The sequence below is a fragment of the Phycisphaeraceae bacterium genome, from assembly GCA_040222855.1.
In the GTDB taxonomy this organism is placed as follows: domain Bacteria; phylum Planctomycetota; class Phycisphaerae; order Phycisphaerales; family Phycisphaeraceae; genus Mucisphaera.
Window position 1 is genome coordinate 22,264 of record JAVKCD010000023.1, and the last position, 18,723, is coordinate 40,986.

An 18,723-nucleotide genomic window follows, 5' to 3' on the forward strand; every position below is an offset into this window, starting at 1 on the left:
AGAATCAAATCACTTTGTGGATCTCATCTAAATCACCGTCACATCGGTTCAACCAGGAGGAAACACCATGAAAGCCAGCGTCAACATCACAACCAAAACTGCCATCGCAACCCTGCTCATCGCCGTACCCGCCTCGGCAGGACTCAACCTCGACTTCTCCGACGGCACCCGCGGACCAGCACGCAAAGCCGAGATCTTCGGCGACGCTTCCGACTTCAAGCCCCAGATGACCATCATCGACGATGCCATCCTCGGCGGCGGGAACGCCCTGCGAATCGAGTCCGCAGGCGGCGGGTCCGAGTGGTACATCCCCTTCGATTCCAGCGTCACCCTCGGACCCAACGTCGGCGACAAGATCGTCGTCTCCCTCGACTTCCGTGTCGATCTCTCCGAAGACACCATCGCCACCGCCACTTCTGATCTGCACTTTGGCATCTTCAACGACAACGACGGTTCCCTGGGCCAGGCCTTCGGCACCCAAATCGATGGCTTAACTCCCGCGATCTTTGGCGTCGATGACGGACACTTCGATACCACAACTGGACCTATCGCCCCCGACTTCGGCATCCACTCACGGATGTCTCTTAACCTCAATGTACCCAACCCCAACGAGCCGCTCGCCCTCCTCAACGCCCGCGTCCGCAACGAGACCGAGGGTGACACCGGCGTCCTCTCCGGCTCAGGCGACACCATCGCCTCGCCGGGCTCCCCGCCAGTCCTCTCCGAGAGTGAGAACGGCATCACCGAAGGCGGAAACAACTGGGGCGCGCTCCGCGATGGCAGCGCCAACACCATCACCATGACTATCGAGCGAACCTTCGAGGTCGTCCCCGATGGCATCGATCCCGAAGACGCGTACCGCGGAACCCTCTCCGTCACCAACGCACTCGGCACCACCACCATGTCCGGCCGAGACCCCATCTCTCAACTCGACCGCGAAACCTTTCATTACATGGTCTTCGAAAATGTTAACGGAAACTTCGACTACATCGTCGACAACATCTCGGTGATGGAAGTCCCCGCCGGTGGAGGGCTCATCGGCGACTTCAACGAGGACACCGTCGTCGATCAGGCCGATATCGACCTGCTAACCGCCGCCATCCGCGCCGGCTCCACCGACACCGACTTTGACCTCGACGGCCAGAACGGCGTCGATGCAGGCGACCTCGACGAAATGATCGCCACCGTCCTCGGCACCGTCCCCGGCGACGCCAACCTCGACGGCAACGTCGACCTCATCGACCTCTCCGCACTCGCCACCAACTTCAACCTAGTCGCTGGATGGGCAGGCGGAAACTCCAACATCGACACCGTCGTCGATCTCATCGACCTCTCACTCCTCGCCACCAACTTCGGCACCACCGCCGCGGTCCCCGAACCCGCCCTCGCCGGAATCCTCGGCCTCGGCGCCCTCGGGCTCACCCGCCGCCGTTAACCCGCTGTCTCGCCACTCCCTGCCCGCCTGACCGCGAGCAGGGGGATTGGGCTCTAACGCCCACTGTGTCTCTTAAAATGCCTCGTTTCACCAGCGCAAGGATCAAACCATGACGCGCCGTAACGCCTTCACCCTCATCGAACTTCTGGTGGTCATCTCCATCATCGCCCTCCTCATCGGTATCCTCCTGCCAGCGCTCGGAGCGGCAAGACAGACCGCCCGAACCATGGGCTGCCTCAGCAACATGCGAACATTCGGCCTGGCTCACCAGATCTATGGCGTAGACAACAACGGCTATATCGTTCCCTACGCACAGATCCCCACAGGCGCTTATGCCGCCAACTCCACACTTGAACTATTCTGGTTCGAGCTCCTCGCCGACACCATGATCAGCACCAAGCGAGACAGCTCAGGCAACCGGGCTGAGTTCGTCACAGACACCTTCGTATGCCCCGCCTACGACCTGGACCGATCGATCGAGGCCAACGGTGTTCGCAATCAGACCAAGATCGGCACAGGCATGAATCTCTACCTCTTTGAACAGCCCTTCAAACGCTACCTGCCAGCGCCAACTAATGCCGAGAGCATGGGTGGCAATGGGACCGGTGAGTGGCAGAAGTACGAGAACATCCCCAACGCCTCCGGCTGGATTATCAACGGCGACAGCTACGAACAGCACATGAAAACCTACCGCGCCAGCAACTACATCTACTTCCAGAAGCTCAACGATGAGCGAAGGCGCTGGAACTCAGGCGAGCCTGACCGCCACAGTCAGGGCCAGGGCGCTGAACGTGCCAACTACGTCTTTATGGACGGCCACGCCTCAACACTTGGACTCGAAGAAGCCCTCTTCACCATCTCGGACCCACTCGGTCAAGAGGAATACCTCGACGGCTCCACCATCTTCGGCGGCAACTGATCCCACAACCCACCTGACTCCCTCCGGATTGCGCGGGCGCCCTCTTAACCTCCGGGGCGCCCGCTTTTCTAAATCACAGATCACATCCCTATGCTCCAGCACATCACCATCGAGCACGTCATCATCGCCGTCTATATGGTGATCCTCGTCACCATCGGCTTCGTCCTCCAACGCCTCAACACTGACACCTCCGACTACTTCCGCTCCGGTTGCCGCGCCAAATGGTGGATGGTCGGGTCCTCCGCCTTCATGACCGCCTTCTCCGCATGGACCTTCACCGGCGGCGCAGGAGCCGCCTACGTCGCCGGTCTCTCCATCACCGTCATCTTCCTCACCAACGTCGCCGGATTCCTCATCCAGGCCGCTTTCCTCGCCGGTTGGTTCCGACAACTTCGCGCTGTCACCTTCCCCGAAGTCCTCCTCAACCGCTTCGGCACCACCACCCAGCAGTTCTACGCCTGGATCACCGTACCCCTCCAACTCTGCTACGCAGCCGTCTGGCTCTGGGGCTTCGCCACCTTCACCTCCAGCGTCTTCGAATACGACATCCGACTCGTCATCGTCGTCACCGGAACCGCCGTCCTCACCTACTCACTCTTTGGCGGGTCATGGGCCGTCATGGCCACCGACTTCCTCCAGACCCTCATCCTCATGCCCATCACCATCCTCATCGCCATCCTCTGTCTCATCGAGGTCGGCGGAATCACAGGACTCATCCAGGGAATCAACGACGCAGGACTCGCCTCCGACTACGCCATGGTCAACGACCCCGACCGATTCCCTCTCGAAGACTACGCCTGGCCATGGGTCTTCGCCGTCATCGTCTACAAACTGATCAACCACTCCGCCCTCGAAAGCTCTCAGAAATACTTCGCCGTCAAGGACGGCCGCGAAGCTCGAAAAGCCGCCCTCATGGCTGGCATCCTCTCCCTCATCGGCGTCTTCATCTGGTTCATCCCACCCATGGCCGCCCGCATCCTCATGGCCGACCAGGTCGACGCACTACCCATCGATAACTCAGCCGAAGGATCCTACGCCGTCATCTCCATGGCACTCCTACCCGCAGGACTCACAGGCGTCATGGTTGTCGCCATGTTCTCCGCCACCATGTCCTCCATGGACTCCGGACTCAACCGCAACGCCGCCATCTTCACCCGCGATATCTACCCCGCCTTCTGCAAACTCTTCAACGTCAAACCCCTCGACGGAACACCCCTCCTACGCATCGGTCAGGGCTTCTCACTTGCCTTTGGCATCGCCATCATCGCGCTCGCCTACTACTTCGCCCAGGCCGACGGCAGAGGCGTCTTCAAAGTCATGCTCGATATCGGCGGACTCCTCGCACTACCGATGTTCGTCCCCATGATCCTCGCCATCTTCATCCGCAAAGTCCCATGGTGGTCCGCCATCTTCGCCATCCTCGCCGCCTTCATCCCTTCCACCATCGCATGGCTCCAGGGCGACTGGACCTACGCCGAAAAAATCTTCACCAATACCTCCGTCGGAGCCATCGCCTTCTTCGCCACCATGCCCTTCTGGCGCTTCGCCTCTGACGAATACAAACAACGCGTCAACCGCTTCTACACCAACATGCACACCCCCGTGAACTTTGAAGAAGAAGTCGGAAGCAACAACGATGACCACCAGCGAAAAGTCATTGGCATCTTCGCCATCGTCATGGGCACCTTCATCACAGCACTCCTCCTCCTCCCCAACGACTTGGGCGGACGACTCGGCATCCTCTTCGTAGGCGGGTTCGTCCTCCTCTCAGGACTCTTCCTCCTCTGGTCCGCCTCAAGAACAACGCCCACGCCGGACATCATCAACCCGATCCCGGAAAGCGAACCATCATGAGCCGTATCACCAACACACTCATCGCTCTCCTCATCACCACCGTCTGCACCACCGCCGCCCACGCCGAACTCTGGCTCCCCGCCATCTTCGGCGACCACATGGTCCTCCAGGCTGACAAACAACCCGCCATCTGGGGCAAAGCCAACCCCAACCAGACCATCACCCTCACCATCGACAACCAACGCGCCACCACCACCGCCGACGCCGAAGGCCACTGGCTCGCCCACCTCCCCAGACTCGCCGACCCCGGCCCGCACACCCTCCGCATCGACGCCGGACCCGACTGGAAAGTCATCGACGACATCCTCATCGGCGAAGTCTGGGTCTGCTCCGGACAGTCCAACATGGACATGCGGATGTACAAAATGGACCAGGCCGAGATCGACGCCGCCGACCATCCCAAAATCCGACTCTTCCGCGTCGAACGCTCCTCCTCCGAAACACCTCTCGACGACGTCGAAGGACAGTGGGAACTCTGTACACCCCGTAACGTCCGTGACTTCTCCGCCGCCGCCTACTACATGGGCCGCGAACTCCAGCAACACCTCGACCAACCCATCGGACTCATCCACACCGCCTGGGGCGGAACCGGTGCCGAAGTCTGGACACGACGCGAAGTTCTCGAAGCCAACCCCATCCTCCAACCCGTCGTCCGCCGCCACGACCGCAACTGGCAAACCTACAACGACGCCCTCGCCGCATGGAAAGACAACCCCACAGGATCAGAGCCCACACCCCCCGAGGACCGCCGCACCGTAGGCGGGCTCTACAACGGCATGATCCACCCCCTCGTCCCCTACACCATCCGTGGCTTCGCCTGGTACCAAGGCGAGTCCAACGTCTGGCGCTCACGACAGTACTACACCCTCCTCTCCGAAATGATCATCGACTGGCGAACCCAGTGGGGTGACATGACCCTCCCCTTCGGCATCGTCCAACTCCCCAACTATTCCGACGCACCCCGCGTCCCCCCAGCAACCGGCAGCTTCGAAGAGCTCCGCGAGTCACAACTCCGTGTCTCCCAGTCACTCCCCAACACCGGACTCATCGTCACCATCGATGTAGGCAAGCCCACCGACATACACCCCCTGGATAAACACACCGTCGGCAAACGACTCGCCCTCTGGGCCCTCGAAGCCGCCTACAACCACGACATCAACGGACAGGCACCCCACTTCTGGGAAGTCAACTTCGACACCGGCTCCAACGAGGTCGAGCTCAAGTTCGCCAACGCCGCCGCAGGGCTCACCACCTCCGATGGCGGGCCCCCACGGGGCTTCGTGATCGCAGGCCCCGACATGAGATTTCGTTGGGCTCAGGCTCGCATCGAAGGCGACACGGTGTACGTTTCAGAAGCCAAGGTCACCGACCCAAGAGCCGTCCGCTACGCCTGGGACGACAACCCCTCATGGGCCAACCTGGTCTCCGGCGACGGACTCCCCGTCTCCCCCTTCCGCACCGATAAATGGCCCGGCATCACCGACAACGCCCGCTAAGAAAGACAAAGGACAAAACTATGCGCCGCGCCCGCATCCACCTCATGCTGTTCCTGGTGCTGCTCGCCGCCAACCCCTCGCTGGCCGCTGAACACCTCGTCTCCTCCGCGTCGCAAATCGCCGCCGCCATGGCCAACGCCAATCCCGGCGATACCCTCATCATGACCGATGGCGTCTGGAACAATCAGCACATCGACTTCGCCGGCTTCGGCACCGCCGACAACCCCATCACCCTCAAGGCTCAGACCCAGGGCGGGGTCATCCTCACCGGCTCATCCAACCTCGACATCTCCGGCCGACACCTCGTCGTCGACGGCCTCACCTTCCAGGATGGAACACCCCAGGGCAGCCACATCGTCCGATTCACCGGACCTCTCGGAAAAGCCTCCAACTCAAGACTCACCAACACCACCATCACCAACTACAACCCCTCCGACATCAACGACCGCTACTTCTGGGTCTCCCTCTACGGACAGGACAATCGCGTCGATCACTCCCGATTCCAGGGGCAAAACCACTCCGGCGTCACCGTCGTCGCATGGCTCGACAACAACATCGAAGCTCGACACCTCATCGACAACAACCACTTCCTCGACCGACCCGAAGGCAACGACAATGGCTTCGAAACCATCCGACTCGGAACCTCCGAAGTCTCAAACACCAACGCCAAAATCATCGTCGAACACAACCTCTTCGAAAGAGTCGACGGCGAAATCGAGATCATCTCCAACAAATCCAACGACAACACCTTCCGATACAACACCTTCCGCGACTCCAAAGGAACTCTCACCCTCCGACACGGCCACCGCGCCACCGTCGAAGGAAACTTCTTCCTCGGAAACAACAAAGACGGCTCAGGCGGCATCCGCGTCATCGGCGAAGACCACGTCATCACCAACAACTACTTCGCCGATCTCGACGACCGCGCCGATGGCGTCATCTCCATCACCGCCGGTATCCCCAACACTGAGCCTTCCGGATACCAGCAGGTCAAGAACGCCATCATCGCCCACAACACCATCGTCAGCGCCGACATGCCCGGCATCACCTTCGATTGGGGCTTCGGCGACCGCGACCGCACTCTCCTCGCCGAAAATCTCACCATCGCCGGCAACCTCATCACCGGCGTCTCCGACTCCATCTTCGAAGGACAGGAAGGCCCAGGCTGGACCTGGCAAGACAACCTCGTTTTCGGCGCCCCCCTCGGCATCACACCACGCCCAGGCATCACCATCGCCGACCCCGACCTCATCCTCGCCCCCGACGGCCTCTTCCGGCCCGATACCAACAGCCCCGCGCTCAACATGATTCCCTTCAGCTCCGCCATCGTCACCACCGACATGGACGGACAGACACGCACGGGCCTCATCGACATCGGCGCCGATGAAGCCCTCAGCACCCCCTTCCTCATCCGACCCCTCACCGCCGCCGATGTGGGACCCATCCAGCCACTCGTCGGCGACTTCGACGCTAGCGGGTCTCTCGACTTCAGCGATATCCAACTCATTCAACAAGCCATGGCAACCTCCGACCCCGCCTTCGACCTCAACAACTCCGGCATCGTCGACATCACCGACCTCAATCTCTGGCTTACCGACCTCTACGGCACCCTCCCTGGCGACGCCAACCTCGACCGCGCCGTGAACCTCATCGACCTCTCCGCCCTCGCGGCCAGCTTCGGACAAAGCATCATCAATGGCTACGCCCAGGGCGACCTCAACCTCGACTTCGCCGTCAACCTCATCGACCTCTCCATCCTCGCCACAAGCTTCGGCCAGTCCCCCACCGTCCCCGAACCCACCACCTCGCCCCTCCTCCTCCTGCTCCTCACCCTCCGCCGCTAAAACCAACACCCCCAGTGTTGGCCAGCGCGACCACCCACAACAATCAATCCAAGCGCGACACGAGCCTGAGGCGCAAGCCTCACGGGCCCATCCCCTCATCAACAATCGACGCTCAACAACACCCCAAGCGCAAAAAAAGCCCGACTCGCCAAAGCAAGCCGGGCTCATCAAAACTCAAATTAACACCCTCAGCGACGACGCAATGCCATCGCACCCAGACCCAGCAACAACGCACTCGCCGGCTCAGGGATCACATCATCACCAGTCCGCAGGATGATGTTGTCGTAAAACACGTCAGGATCAACATTGCTGTTCGACGAGCCAATCAGACCCAGACGACCAAGACCCAAAGCCGGATCGTAGTTACCAGCCGACTTCGTCAGCGTAAACTCAAGACCATTGATTTCATCCGCATCCGATGAATCGTTGAACAGCACGCCGTTGATGTAAACATCGTAGCTTTGCGGATTCAGCGAACGACTCACTCCAAACAAAGTGTAATCGTAGTTGCCCGCGACAGCCGCATTACCAACCATGGTGATCTGCTGCACGCCAACCAACGCATCACTGCTCTTGGTCGCCACGCTGCCAAAACCACCCTCGGACTTAGCCGTCACTTCGCCGTCGGCCTGCCACGACAGCGAAAACGCCGAACGCGACTCCGACGAAATGCTGTCGCCAGTATTCGCCATCCGGAAACGAATCGCACTCGAACTGTCATTCACCGAGTTATCGAAACTCGAAAAGTCCACGCGGAACGCACCCGTAATCGGCGCGTCCAGATCTTTCTGCAACTCCGGCTTGTCCTCCGTGCTGAAGTCATACAACCGCAGCGCATTGCCCGTACCAAATGGCGACGCAGGCACCGTCCCGGCATCCAGCAACTCAATCCCGAACGTCGAGCCATCGCCCGCGTCCACCGTCGCGTTCCACACGTCACCCAGGTCAGCAACCGCCGCCTCGGTGTAAAGCGGAATGATCGCCGCCGAACTGGCCGAAGCCATCAACGCCGTCGCCGCACTCGCGGCCAGTAAAGTCATCGTCGTCTTAGTCATCGAAAGTCTCTCCTCTTCAAGGGTTGATACGAAATGTGCAGAACATTAAACCGAGGTACAACCATAGTTTGGCACCTGTTTATCAGCTAGCCCACTGTTAATTTAGCTGTTAATTCGGTCCTGCGGCACGAGGCCAGATCAGGCATGAAAATAATATTATAAATATCTATAAAACAATAACTTAAAGGAAAAATAATCAGTATCGCCGCATGTTTGATCGAGATAGCGATCACCCAAGGCGGCGTACTGCTTAACACCCCATGCCTACGGCCCCACACCTCCCTTCGCCGATAACGATTCAACTCATGCTCACCCTCATCAAACCATCCACCCTCATCACCCTCCTGTTCCTCGGCATCGCCTCCGGACTCGCCTATCGCGCCGGCAAAGACCGCCTCGCCGTCAGCGTCTACCGAGACCGCCTCGAACAGCTCCACACCGACTACAACGCCCTCGCGAACCAATACAACCAAGCCGTGACACGCTCCGCCGTCACCGAACTCGACGTCACCTCGACCACCGTCACCGTGACCGTGCGCACCCCCGCCGGCGTCCTCCAGTCTTTCCCCACACCCTACAACCCCCAAGGCGAGATCTTCCTCGACTACGTCGTCCTCGACGGCCGCCTCTGGATCCGCCGCGTTTTCGACGAACACACACCCCCCAACCAAGGCGTCGTCATCAACCCCGATCTCGCCCACATCGACTGGAACAACCCCGACGCCGACCACGGCAAAGCCGCCTACCGCTCACTCACACCCGGACGCTGGCGACTCTCTGTCTCAGGCGACGGCGCCCTCACCCTACGTCCCGCACCCACCAACGCCTCTCTCGAGAGTCTGGACCTGGCCACCGCCCCCGAAGTCCACGACTACGACCCCGTCGCCACCGCCAACGCCGAGATCGATGACATCTCCTTCACCGATATCCTCGGCCAACTCTTTAGCCGCTGATCAACACGGTCACCCGAAATCCGACAAGCGAGCCAACGCTCCACAGGAGGTTGATTCATGCCACGCACCCTCATCCTGACCCTCACAGCCCTCACCCTCCTCACCATGTCACTCGTCGCTGTCGCCCACAATCCCGCGACCCACACCACCGAAACCCTCCTGACCGACATCCTCTACCGCACCGAAGCCAACCTCGACGACGACCAGACACAGCGCTGCCGACTCGACATCGCCCACCCGAACGATCGCACCGGATTCGCCACCCTCGTCTGGTTCCATGGTGGGGGCCTCACCTCCGGTAACCGCTACATCCCCAAGGAACTCCGCGACAAAGGTATCGCCATCGTCGCTCCCAACTACCGACTCAGCCCCAACGTCAAAGCTCCCGTCTACATTGAAGACGCCGCTGCCGCCGTCGCCTGGACGCTCAACAACATTGAAGACCTCGGCGGAGACCCCGACCTCGTCTTTGTCTCCGGACACTCAGCAGGGGGGTACCTCGCCTCCATGATCGGCCTCGACAAACGCTGGCTCGCCGCCCACGATCTTGACGCCAACCAACTCGCCGGACTCGCACCCCTCTCTGGACACACCATCACCCACTTCACCGTCCGCGCCGAACGCGGAATCCCCGGCACTCAACCCATCATCGACGACCTCGCCCCCCTCTATCACGTCCGCTCTGACGCACCACCCCTCCTGCTCATCACCGGCGACCGCGAACGAGAACTCCTCGGACGCTATGAAGAAACCGCCTACCTCTGGCGCATGATGAAACTCGTCGGACACCAGGACACCACCCTCTTCGAGATCGACGGAACCAACCACGGCGAAATGGTCCCGCCCTCCTATCCCCTCATCCTCCGCTTCATGCGCGAGCGCACCCCCTCCCCGTAACGCCCGATCATCGACCAGCACCCCACGCACAACACCGACCCCCCAGCCGATCTATGGCACAATCGCGTCCGTCACCCAAACCGCCGCGAGCTTGAGAGCCATGGCCAACAACGTCAATGATACCCCGCAGGACCTCGAAGACCTGCTCAATGACATCAACCAACAGGTCTCGGACAACAAAACCATCTCCATCGATGATCTGCTCGACGCGATCGGGAGCCGAGCCTTCGGACCACTCCTCGCCGTTCCCGCCCTGCTGGTGGTCTCACCACTTGGCTTCATCCCCGGACTACCCACCACCTTTGCACTCCTGACCATCCTCATCGCCGCACAGCACCTCCTTGGCCGAAAATACCCCTGGATACCCGAAAAACTCCGTGACCTCGAAGTCCCCGCCGATAAGTGGGACAATGCTTACAGCACCATCAAACCCTGGGCCACTAGGATCGATCACTTCATCAGCCCGCGCCTCATCTGGCTCGCAAAGGGCCGGGCTGAATACGTTATCAGCCTCATGGCGATCGCCCTCGCCACCTGCATGCCACCGCTCGAACTGATCCCGTTCGCCGTATTCATACCGGGAACGACGCTCCTACTCCTGGGATTGGCCATCGCCGCTCACGACGGCTTGCTGGTGCTCATAGCCATCACAGGCATCGCAGCCTCCGTCTACCTGATCTACACCACACTCCTCTGAGAATCACAGCAAACCCACGCCTCACACCGGGGAGACCTCAACCCGCACCTCAATCACCTGCTCACCACCCCCAACAATCACACCCTTCACAGGCGTCACATCACCGTAATCCCGCCCCCACGCCAGCGTCACGTGATACTCACCCGGAATCTGATCGTTCGTCGGGTCAAAATCTACCCAACGACCACCACCCGCATACACCGACAGCCACGCATGCGAAGCATCCGCGCCCACCAGCTCCGGATCCCCCGCCGACTGATCCCGAAACGTCCGCAGATACCCCGACACATACCGCGCTGGCAAACCCACCCCGCGCAGCATCGCAAGCTGCAGGTGAGCAAAGTCCTGACACACCCCGGATCGATGCTCAAAAACCTCCGACACCGCCGTGGTCACCGTCGTCGTCGTCGGGTCATACTTGAAATCTGTGTAAATCCGATGCGTTAGCTCCCGAGTCGCCTCGACCACCCCACGCCCAGGCGTAAACGAACTCATCGCATACGCCGTGACATCCGCCTGCTCGCGCACCATCGGCGAATCAAACAAAAACTCCATCGCGTGCAGCCCCGCCCGTGTCACATCACCACGCACCCCGTCGCGAACCGTCTCCCACGCCGGATCACCCCCACCCTCCAGGCCATCAAACACCGCGACCTCCACCTCGCTCTCCGCCGTGATCAGCATCCGCGAATGAGGCTCCTCCACCATGAACAGCACCGTCGTATTCCCGAAGTAATCAACCCGCGTGTGCATCACCTCGGGCTCCGGGTCCAGCACGATCATGTTCGACAGACAACGCTGGCCCGGCAGGTCCCTCGGCCGCAAAAACAACTGGCTGTGCCCAAGACCCACCGGCGAAGCGTATTGATACTCCGTCTCGTGACGCACCCGATACCTCATCGCCCATCCCCCTCATGCTCATCCTGCTCCGGTTCCGCCGGCAAAACACCCTGCTCCACCTGACCCAGCCTCGTAGCCATCACGTTATGACTCAGGAACTGCCGCGTGATCGAGTCCGACAACGCCGGTAACTGCGCAAAAAGACCCGCCAGCTCGAACGCCAGCGCATCCCGCACATCCTCGTCGTTGAACCCAGCCAGCCGCCCGGGGTCCGCCAGCTGCAAACCGGTCAGCATCCGCAGCACCAACAACTGATCCTCACCCCGCCGCCCACATACCTGATGCTCCCTTGGCAGCTGATCCAGATGCTCCGCGATCGCCGCCAACTGGTACGCAGCCGACCGCGGGTTCGTCTCATCCAGCAGCAGCATGTCGATCGTCGGCAGCGCCGTCGGCACCGCCAGATAACGCTGCCGGTAACTCATCGCGCTCGCCATCACCTCCAGCAGCGCATCAAACACTGGACCCTCATTCTTGTCCGGACTCACCGTCAGCAGCCTCAGCAAACCAACCGTACTCATCGTTCGCTCAAGCCGACGACCCATGTCCAGAAAACGCCACCCCTGATTCCGCAGCATCGACTCCGTACCCAACCCCGTAAACGCCGCCAGCGTAATCAGCATCCGATTAAGTAACCCCAGCACCTCCGTCAGCCGATCCATCGAAACCACCCCGCCCAGATCGGTCGGCGACGCCTCCTGATACTCACGCACCAGTTGACTCAGGATCCGCCACGCATCCACCGAAATCCGGTCCCGCGCAATCGCCGCCAGACGACGCACCCGCGACAACGCCTCGGGCAATCCAAACGACGCCTCCGCATCAAACAACACCCCCATCACCCGCCTCTCCGGACTCGACGCTAGCTCACCCTCCTCCGGCTCGTAGTAAGTGACCGAATCCAGAGCCTCCAGCAGCTTCGACAGCTCCGGGCTCTCTCCACTCGCCGTCTCATCCGTCATCCGCGACACGATCGCCCGCAACAACCGCACCAACCCCTCGCTCCGCTCCAGATTGCGACCCAGCCAGAACAGGTTGTCCGCGATCCGGCTCGACAGATCAAAACTGTCATTCGCCAGCAGCGTCACCCGACCGCTCGCGTCCGCCTGCACCAGACTGAAACTCGACACCGGCCCCTCCGACAACACCCAAGTATCCTTACTCCCGCCACCCTTCTGCATCGAGGTCACACGAGAATCCGCACCGCTCGACACCCGCGTCAGCCCGCCCGGCATCACGATATACCCCTCATCCGTCGCCGCCACATACGCCCGCACCATCACATGCCGAGGCACCAGCCTCCCGTCACGCCACGCCGGACCGGTCGAGATGTCCACGCTCTCCTGAGCCACATACGCCTCCGGCCGCTCACGCAGCCGACCAACCATCTCCGCACGCTCCGTCTCGCCTAACGCGTCACCAAACACCGCATCAATCGCCAGCCCGCCAAGCCCCGGCGCCGGCGCACCCGGATAAGCCGGCTTGATCACCAGCTCATCCAGATGCTCTTCCACATACGCTAGCTCCTTCGGCTGACCACACCACCACGTCGCCACGCTCGGCAGCTTCTGCTCCTCACCCAGAAGCGACTTGCACAAACCCGCCGTAAACGGCATCAGCCCGGGCGTCTCCAGCACACCCGAACCCAACGCATTCGCGATCGTCACGTGCCCCGCCCATACCGCCTGCAACAATCCAGGAACACCAATCGCCGAATCACCACGCAACTCCAGCGGATCACAGAAACTGTCATCCAATCGACGCAGAATCACGTCCACACGACGAAGCCCGCCCAGCGTCTTCAAAAAAACCTTGTCATCACGAACCGTCAGGTCGTCGCCCTGCGCCAGCGTGAACCCCAGGTAACGCGCAAAGTACGCGTGCTCAAAAAACGTCTCGTTAAACGGCCCCGGCGTCAGCAACACCACCCGAGGGTTCTCACCCGTCCGAGGCGACATCGATCGCAACGAGTCCCGCAGCCGCGAGAAGAATCGCGCCAGCCGCGTCACCCGACACGCCCGAAACGCCCCCGACATCGTCCGCGACACCACCAGACGATTCTCAATCGCATACCCCGCACCCGAAGGTGCCTGCGCCCGATCATTGAGCACCCACCACTGACCATCAGGCGACCGCGCCAAATCCGCCGCATACACCGTCACATACTGACCCCTCGGCACCGCCAGCCCATGACACGGCCGCAGAAAGTTCGGGTGACCTAGAATCAGCTCCGCCGGAATCTTCTTCTCCGTCAGCAACCGCTGCGGGCCATAAAGATCCCCGCACACCGCATTGAGCAAACGCGCCCGCTGGATCAACCCCGCCTCGATCCCCGCCCACTCCCCAGCCGACAAGATCATCGGGACCGGATCCAACTCCCACGGCCGATCCATCCCCCGTGGATCGTCGTACACGTTGTACGTCACCCCGTTATCAGCCAGCATCCGCTGACCCTGACGCCAACGCCGATCCAACACCTCACCACCCATCCCCTCAAGCTGATCCGAAAACCCCCGCCATCCCTCACGCACCACCCCATCCCCATCCTTCATCTCATCAAACACCCCGGCACCGAGCGCACCATAGCCACCCACCAACGACAACCCAACCTCAGCAGCAGCATCCGACATACTCATCGGCCCATTCTAGCTCACCAACGATCGGCCACAGACCACCCCCAACCCCACCCATCTCAGCTTCGCTTATCGGGACCCAGCCGCCCGCCGCAGGTCCAGAGTCACCGGCATCTCCTCGCTCCGCTCCGTCGCCCGCATCGACATCGCCCCAGGCGTGTGCCCGTGACCAAAAAACCGATTCGCTCGCCTCGCCTCCGCCTCCAAAGCATTCACCGGGAACGTCTCGTAGTTCCGACCCCCCGGATGCGACACATGATACGTACACCCGCCGATCGACCGACCCGCCCACGTATCCACCAGATCAAACACCAGCGGCGCATGCACCGGAATCGTCGGATGCAGACAACTCGGCGGCTGCCACGCCCGATACCGAAGCCCCGCCACAAACTCACCCTGACGACCCGTCGCCGTCAACGGCAGCTCCACCCCGTTCACCGCCACCGCATGACGACGACCCGCCGTCGTCCCCACCAACCCCGTCACCTTCACCTGCATCCGCTCCAACGACGAATCCACATAACGCGCCGTCCCCACCGCCGTCGCCTCCTCGCCCAGCGTCAGCCACGGCTCGATCGCCTGCCGAAGCTCAATCGTCACCCCGTCACATGTATACGTCCCGTGCCGAGGAAAACGAAACTCGAAAAACGCGTCATACCAATCCGCCTCGATCCCAAAACCATGCTCCCGCAAATCCTCGAGCACATCCTTGAAATCCTCCTCCACAAAATGCGGCAGCAAAAAACGATCGTGCAGCATCGTCCCCCAACGAATCAGCCGGTGCTTCCCAGGCGTCTCCCAGAACCGCGCAATCAGTGCCCGCAACAACAACGCCTGCGTCAACCCCATCCGAGGATGAGGCGGCATCTCAAAACCTCGAAACTCCACCAGCCCCAACCTCCCCGTCGCCGAGTCTGGCGAATACATCTTGTCAATACAAAACTCCGACCGATGCGTGTTCCCCGTCAGGTCCGCCAGCAGATGCCGAAACACCCGGTCCACCAGCCACGCCGGAACACGCTCCTCATCACGATCAGGAATCTGACCAAACGCAATCTCCAACTCATAAGTCGCATCCGCACGACCCTCATCCACCCGCGGGGCCTGACTCGTCGGACCCACAAACATCCCGCTAAACAGATAACTCAGCGAAGGATGATTGTGCCAGTGACCCAGCAGACTCCGCAGCAGATCAGGCCGCCGCAAGAACGGCGAGTCCAACGGCTTCGCCGCACCCACCACCACATGATTCCCCCCACCCGTCCCCGTGTGACGACCATCCACCTGGAACTTCTCCGTCCCCAGACGACACGAACGCGCCACCTCATAAAGCGTCGTTGTGATCTCCGACAACTCCACCCACGTCGCACTCGGATGAATGTTCACCTCGATCACACCAGGGTCAGGCGTCACCTTGATGTTCAACACCCGCGAGTCCGTAGGCGGGGTATACCCCTCGATCACCACCGGCGCCTCCAACGCCGCAGCCGTCGCCTCCACCGCCGCCAACAGATCCAGATAATCCTCCAGCCTTCGAGTAGGCGGCATGAACACATACAACCGACCCTCCCTCGGCTCCACGCACATCGCCGCACGAATCACCCACTTCGCCGACTGACCCAAACCTGGAACCGCATCCGCAGGGTTTTCACCAATCGCCTCCTGCTCATTCACATCCTGACGCAACCCCTCCGCTTCCTCGTTTCTCGCCGCCCGACGCTGACCCCCATGACGCCAGTCATCCGGCAGCGCAACACCCGCCGTCGCCGTCGGGTCCGCCTCCACCACATACGGATAATCCTCATCCTCCACCCACGGCAACGACTCCAACGGCAGCCGCAAACCAATCGGCGAATCACCCGGAATCAGCTTCAAACGACCCAGCCGCTTCTTCTCACCCTTCGGCTGAGTCTCCCCTCGACCCGATCCATCTGCCTGCACCATCCACATCCCGCTCTGCCACGCCGCATCACCCTCCTTTTGCACCCGATACAACGGCAGCACGTAACCCACAGGCGTATTCAACCCCCGCTCAAAAACCTTCCGCAATCGCTCACGATCCTCAGGATTCTCAAGCTTGTTCTCCTCCGCCGTCACGTTCACCGGCAAACGCTCCCGCGCCCGCTTGTAATGCTCCGCATCCTCATAAACCGCCCGGATATAACCACCCTCGACCCGCAGCTTCCGCGACAAACGATCCATAAAACGCTTCGCTACGTCATGCCCAAACCCGTAATCCCTCGTCTCATCCGCAATCAGATCGTCCCGCTTCCAAACCGCCTTCCCATCACGACGCCAATACATCCCAAACGCCCAACGCGGAAGCGGCTCACCCGGATACCACTTGCCCTGACCAATATGCAAAAGACTCCCCGGCGCAAACCGCTCCCGTAGCCGCCTCACCAGCTTCTCCGCATAACCCCGCTTGCCCCCGCCCACCGCCGCCGTGTTCCACGTCGCCCCCTCCTGATCATCAATCGACACAAACGTCGGCTCGCCACCCATCGTCAGCCGCACATCCCCCGCCTCCAACCGCCGATCTACCTCACGCCCCAACCCGTCAATCGCCGACCACTGCACCTCCGTATAAGGCTTGGTCACGCGCGGGTCCTCATGCACCCGCGTCACCTCAATCCCATACTCAAACGTCACCTCACACTCACCCAGCTTCCCCGTGATCGGCGCCGCACTCCCCGGATCAGGCGAACACGCAAGCGGAATATGCCCCTCACCACACATCATCCCGCTCGTCGCATCCAACCCCACCCAACCAGCCCCAGGCAGAAATACCTCCGCCCAAGCATGCAGGTCCGCCACATCCTCACCCACCCCAGCCGCCGCACCCTCCTCAATCGGCTTCAGGTCCGCCACCAACTGCACCGAATACCCCGACACAAACCGCGCCGCCAACCCGCTCCGCCGCAGCAACTGCACCAGCAGCCACGCATAATCCCGACACGACCCCACACCCTTCTCCAGCGTCTCCTCAGGCGTCTGAATCCCCGGATCAAACCGCAGCGAATACTTCAACCGACGCTCCACCATCTGGTTCACATCAACCAGAAAATCCACCGTGTTCCGCTTCGTCCGATCCACCTCCGCCAGCATCCCCTCAAACAGCGCCCCACACCCCACATCCCCCAACGTCTCCAGATAAGGCCGAAGCTCCTTTTCCAGCGCCCCGTCATAAACAAACGGAAACTGCTCCGCATAAGGCTCAAGAAAAAAGTCGAACGGATTGATCACCGTCATATCCGCAACCAGGTCCACGTCCACACCAAACGCAGTCACCGGCTTCGGAAACACCAGCCGCCCCAGATAGTTGCTCTGCGGGTCCTGCTGCCAGTTGATAAATGGCTGCGTCTCACCCTCACCAACACGAACCTTCATCCCATAAGACACCACAGGCGTCCGACAATGAGGCGCCGGCCGCAACCGCACCACCTGCGCCCCCAACGCCACCGCCCGGTCATACCGATAAGCCGTCCGATGATGCAAACCAACACGTATCGCCATCCAAGCAACCGCCTCACAAAAAAACACACCCCACAACCATCACCACACAAACCCCACCCCAACACAAGCCACGCCCATCCTACCCGAACCTAGCCCCACCGAACCCTGCGAAGCCCGCGCAGCGTGCGAAGCAGGGCCACAGCCCAATCACCAGCAGATACCTGTTAACCACCCCAAAAACCACCCAAAAGCCATCAACTACGAGCCCCATGCGCCACAAGCATGGGGTCCGGCACTCACCAAACGAGCCAGTAACCCCTCCGCCTCTACTTATGAATGCGCTAGGGATGAGGAGGATTATACACCCCCGGTGGTCATCAATAATAAAGGATCCAAGCCGCCTTCACACACAACGGACGGCCTGCTGACAGTCAATCACGTGACCCGTAATGGTCTTCCAGTGCATCAACGAAGCGATCCAAGAGGCTGGCGTAGGTTTTGGCGTTGTCGGGGTTGGGTTTGAGCGAGGGTCCTGTGGCGATGAAGGGTTCGGCCAGGTTGGTGATGTCGGCGGCGGGGTCGGT

Annotated in this window: 12 protein-coding genes; 8 read left to right on the forward strand and 4 right to left on the reverse strand. The window is 61.0% G+C overall.

Features of this window, described 5'->3' with window-relative positions:
• The first annotated feature begins 67 nt into the window (after positions 1-67).
• The 5 genes from RIG82_09825 (at position 68) to RIG82_09845 (ending at position 7,548) form a co-directional block, all read left to right on the forward strand.
• Entirely contained in the window at positions 68-1,435 is a 1,368-nt protein-coding gene (locus RIG82_09825) for a hypothetical protein (GenBank protein ID MEQ9461236.1), read from the forward strand.
• 109 nt (positions 1,436-1,544) lie between these two features.
• Positions 1,545-2,354, forward strand: a complete 810-nt coding sequence (locus tag RIG82_09830) for a prepilin-type N-terminal cleavage/methylation domain-containing protein (protein ID MEQ9461237.1) — start codon at positions 1,545-1,547, stop codon at positions 2,352-2,354.
• A 90-nt stretch (positions 2,355-2,444) separates the two neighbouring features.
• Positions 2,445-4,208: a hypothetical protein gene (locus RIG82_09835; GenBank protein MEQ9461238.1), complete on the forward strand. Its 1,764-nt coding sequence runs from the start codon at positions 2,445-2,447 to the stop codon at positions 4,206-4,208.
• Positions 4,205-5,704: a sialate O-acetylesterase gene (locus tag RIG82_09840; protein MEQ9461239.1), complete on the forward strand. Its 1,500-nt coding sequence runs from the start codon at positions 4,205-4,207 to the stop codon at positions 5,702-5,704. Before RIG82_09835 ends, RIG82_09840 begins: the two co-directional genes overlap by 4 nt.
• Positions 5,705-5,724: 20 nt before the next feature.
• Positions 5,725-7,548, forward strand: coding sequence for a chondroitinase-B domain-containing protein (locus RIG82_09845; GenBank protein ID MEQ9461240.1), 1,824 nt, complete (start codon positions 5,725-5,727; stop codon positions 7,546-7,548).
• A 188-nt stretch (positions 7,549-7,736) separates the two neighbouring features.
• Here the strand turns inward: RIG82_09845 and RIG82_09850 are convergent, their stop codons facing one another.
• The gene (locus tag RIG82_09850; protein MEQ9461241.1) at positions 7,737-8,603 is read right to left on the reverse strand and encodes a PEP-CTERM sorting domain-containing protein; all 867 of its coding nucleotides are present in this window, start codon (positions 8,601-8,603) and stop codon (positions 7,737-7,739) included.
• Between the two features lie 305 nt (positions 8,604-8,908).
• Between RIG82_09850 and RIG82_09855 the strand changes: the two genes are divergently transcribed.
• From RIG82_09855 to RIG82_09865, 3 genes are all read left to right on the forward strand, one after another.
• Positions 8,909-9,556 (forward strand): hypothetical protein, encoded by a 648-nt coding sequence (locus RIG82_09855; protein MEQ9461242.1) that lies wholly within the window; start codon positions 8,909-8,911, stop codon positions 9,554-9,556.
• A gap of 57 nt (positions 9,557-9,613) precedes the next feature.
• Positions 9,614-10,453, forward strand: coding sequence for an alpha/beta hydrolase fold domain-containing protein (locus RIG82_09860; GenBank protein MEQ9461243.1), 840 nt, complete (start codon positions 9,614-9,616; stop codon positions 10,451-10,453).
• 100 nt (positions 10,454-10,553) lie between these two features.
• Positions 10,554-11,150: an exopolysaccharide biosynthesis protein gene (locus tag RIG82_09865; protein MEQ9461244.1), complete on the forward strand. Its 597-nt coding sequence runs from the start codon at positions 10,554-10,556 to the stop codon at positions 11,148-11,150.
• 21 nt (positions 11,151-11,171) lie between these two features.
• Here RIG82_09865 and RIG82_09870 read toward each other — a convergent pair whose 3' ends face one another.
• From RIG82_09870 to RIG82_09880, 3 genes are all read right to left on the reverse strand, one after another.
• A complete protein-coding gene (locus RIG82_09870) occupies positions 11,172-12,038 on the reverse strand; it encodes a transglutaminase family protein (protein MEQ9461245.1) in 867 nt (288 codons plus the stop codon).
• 8 nt (positions 12,039-12,046) lie between these two features.
• Entirely contained in the window at positions 12,047-14,686 is a 2,640-nt protein-coding gene (locus RIG82_09875; protein ID MEQ9461246.1) for a circularly permuted type 2 ATP-grasp protein, read from the reverse strand.
• 66 nt (positions 14,687-14,752) lie between these two features.
• Positions 14,753-18,199, reverse strand: a complete 3,447-nt coding sequence (locus RIG82_09880; GenBank protein ID MEQ9461247.1) for a transglutaminase family protein — start codon at positions 18,197-18,199, stop codon at positions 14,753-14,755.
• Between the last annotated feature and the right edge of the window lie 524 nt (positions 18,200-18,723).

Coding starts and splice junctions, on each gene's coding strand:
- RIG82_09840 (MEQ9461239.1), top strand. CDS start 4,205: ATGAGCCGTATCACCAACACACTCATCGCTCTCCTCATCACCACCGTC.
- RIG82_09865 (MEQ9461244.1), top strand. CDS start 10,554: ATGGCCAACAACGTCAATGATACCCCGCAGGACCTCGAAGACCTGCTC.
- RIG82_09825 (MEQ9461236.1), top strand. CDS start 68: ATGAAAGCCAGCGTCAACATCACAACCAAAACTGCCATCGCAACCCTG.
- RIG82_09875 (MEQ9461246.1), bottom strand. CDS start 14,686: ATGAGTATGTCGGATGCTGCTGCTGAGGTTGGGTTGTCGTTGGTGGGT.
- RIG82_09880 (MEQ9461247.1), bottom strand. CDS start 18,199: ATGGCGATACGTGTTGGTTTGCATCATCGGACGGCTTATCGGTATGAC.
- RIG82_09835 (MEQ9461238.1), top strand. CDS start 2,445: ATGCTCCAGCACATCACCATCGAGCACGTCATCATCGCCGTCTATATG.
- RIG82_09830 (MEQ9461237.1), top strand. CDS start 1,545: ATGACGCGCCGTAACGCCTTCACCCTCATCGAACTTCTGGTGGTCATC.
- RIG82_09855 (MEQ9461242.1), top strand. CDS start 8,909: ATGCTCACCCTCATCAAACCATCCACCCTCATCACCCTCCTGTTCCTC.
- RIG82_09845 (MEQ9461240.1), top strand. CDS start 5,725: ATGCGCCGCGCCCGCATCCACCTCATGCTGTTCCTGGTGCTGCTCGCC.
- RIG82_09850 (MEQ9461241.1), bottom strand. CDS start 8,603: ATGACTAAGACGACGATGACTTTACTGGCCGCGAGTGCGGCGACGGCG.
- RIG82_09860 (MEQ9461243.1), top strand. CDS start 9,614: ATGCCACGCACCCTCATCCTGACCCTCACAGCCCTCACCCTCCTCACC.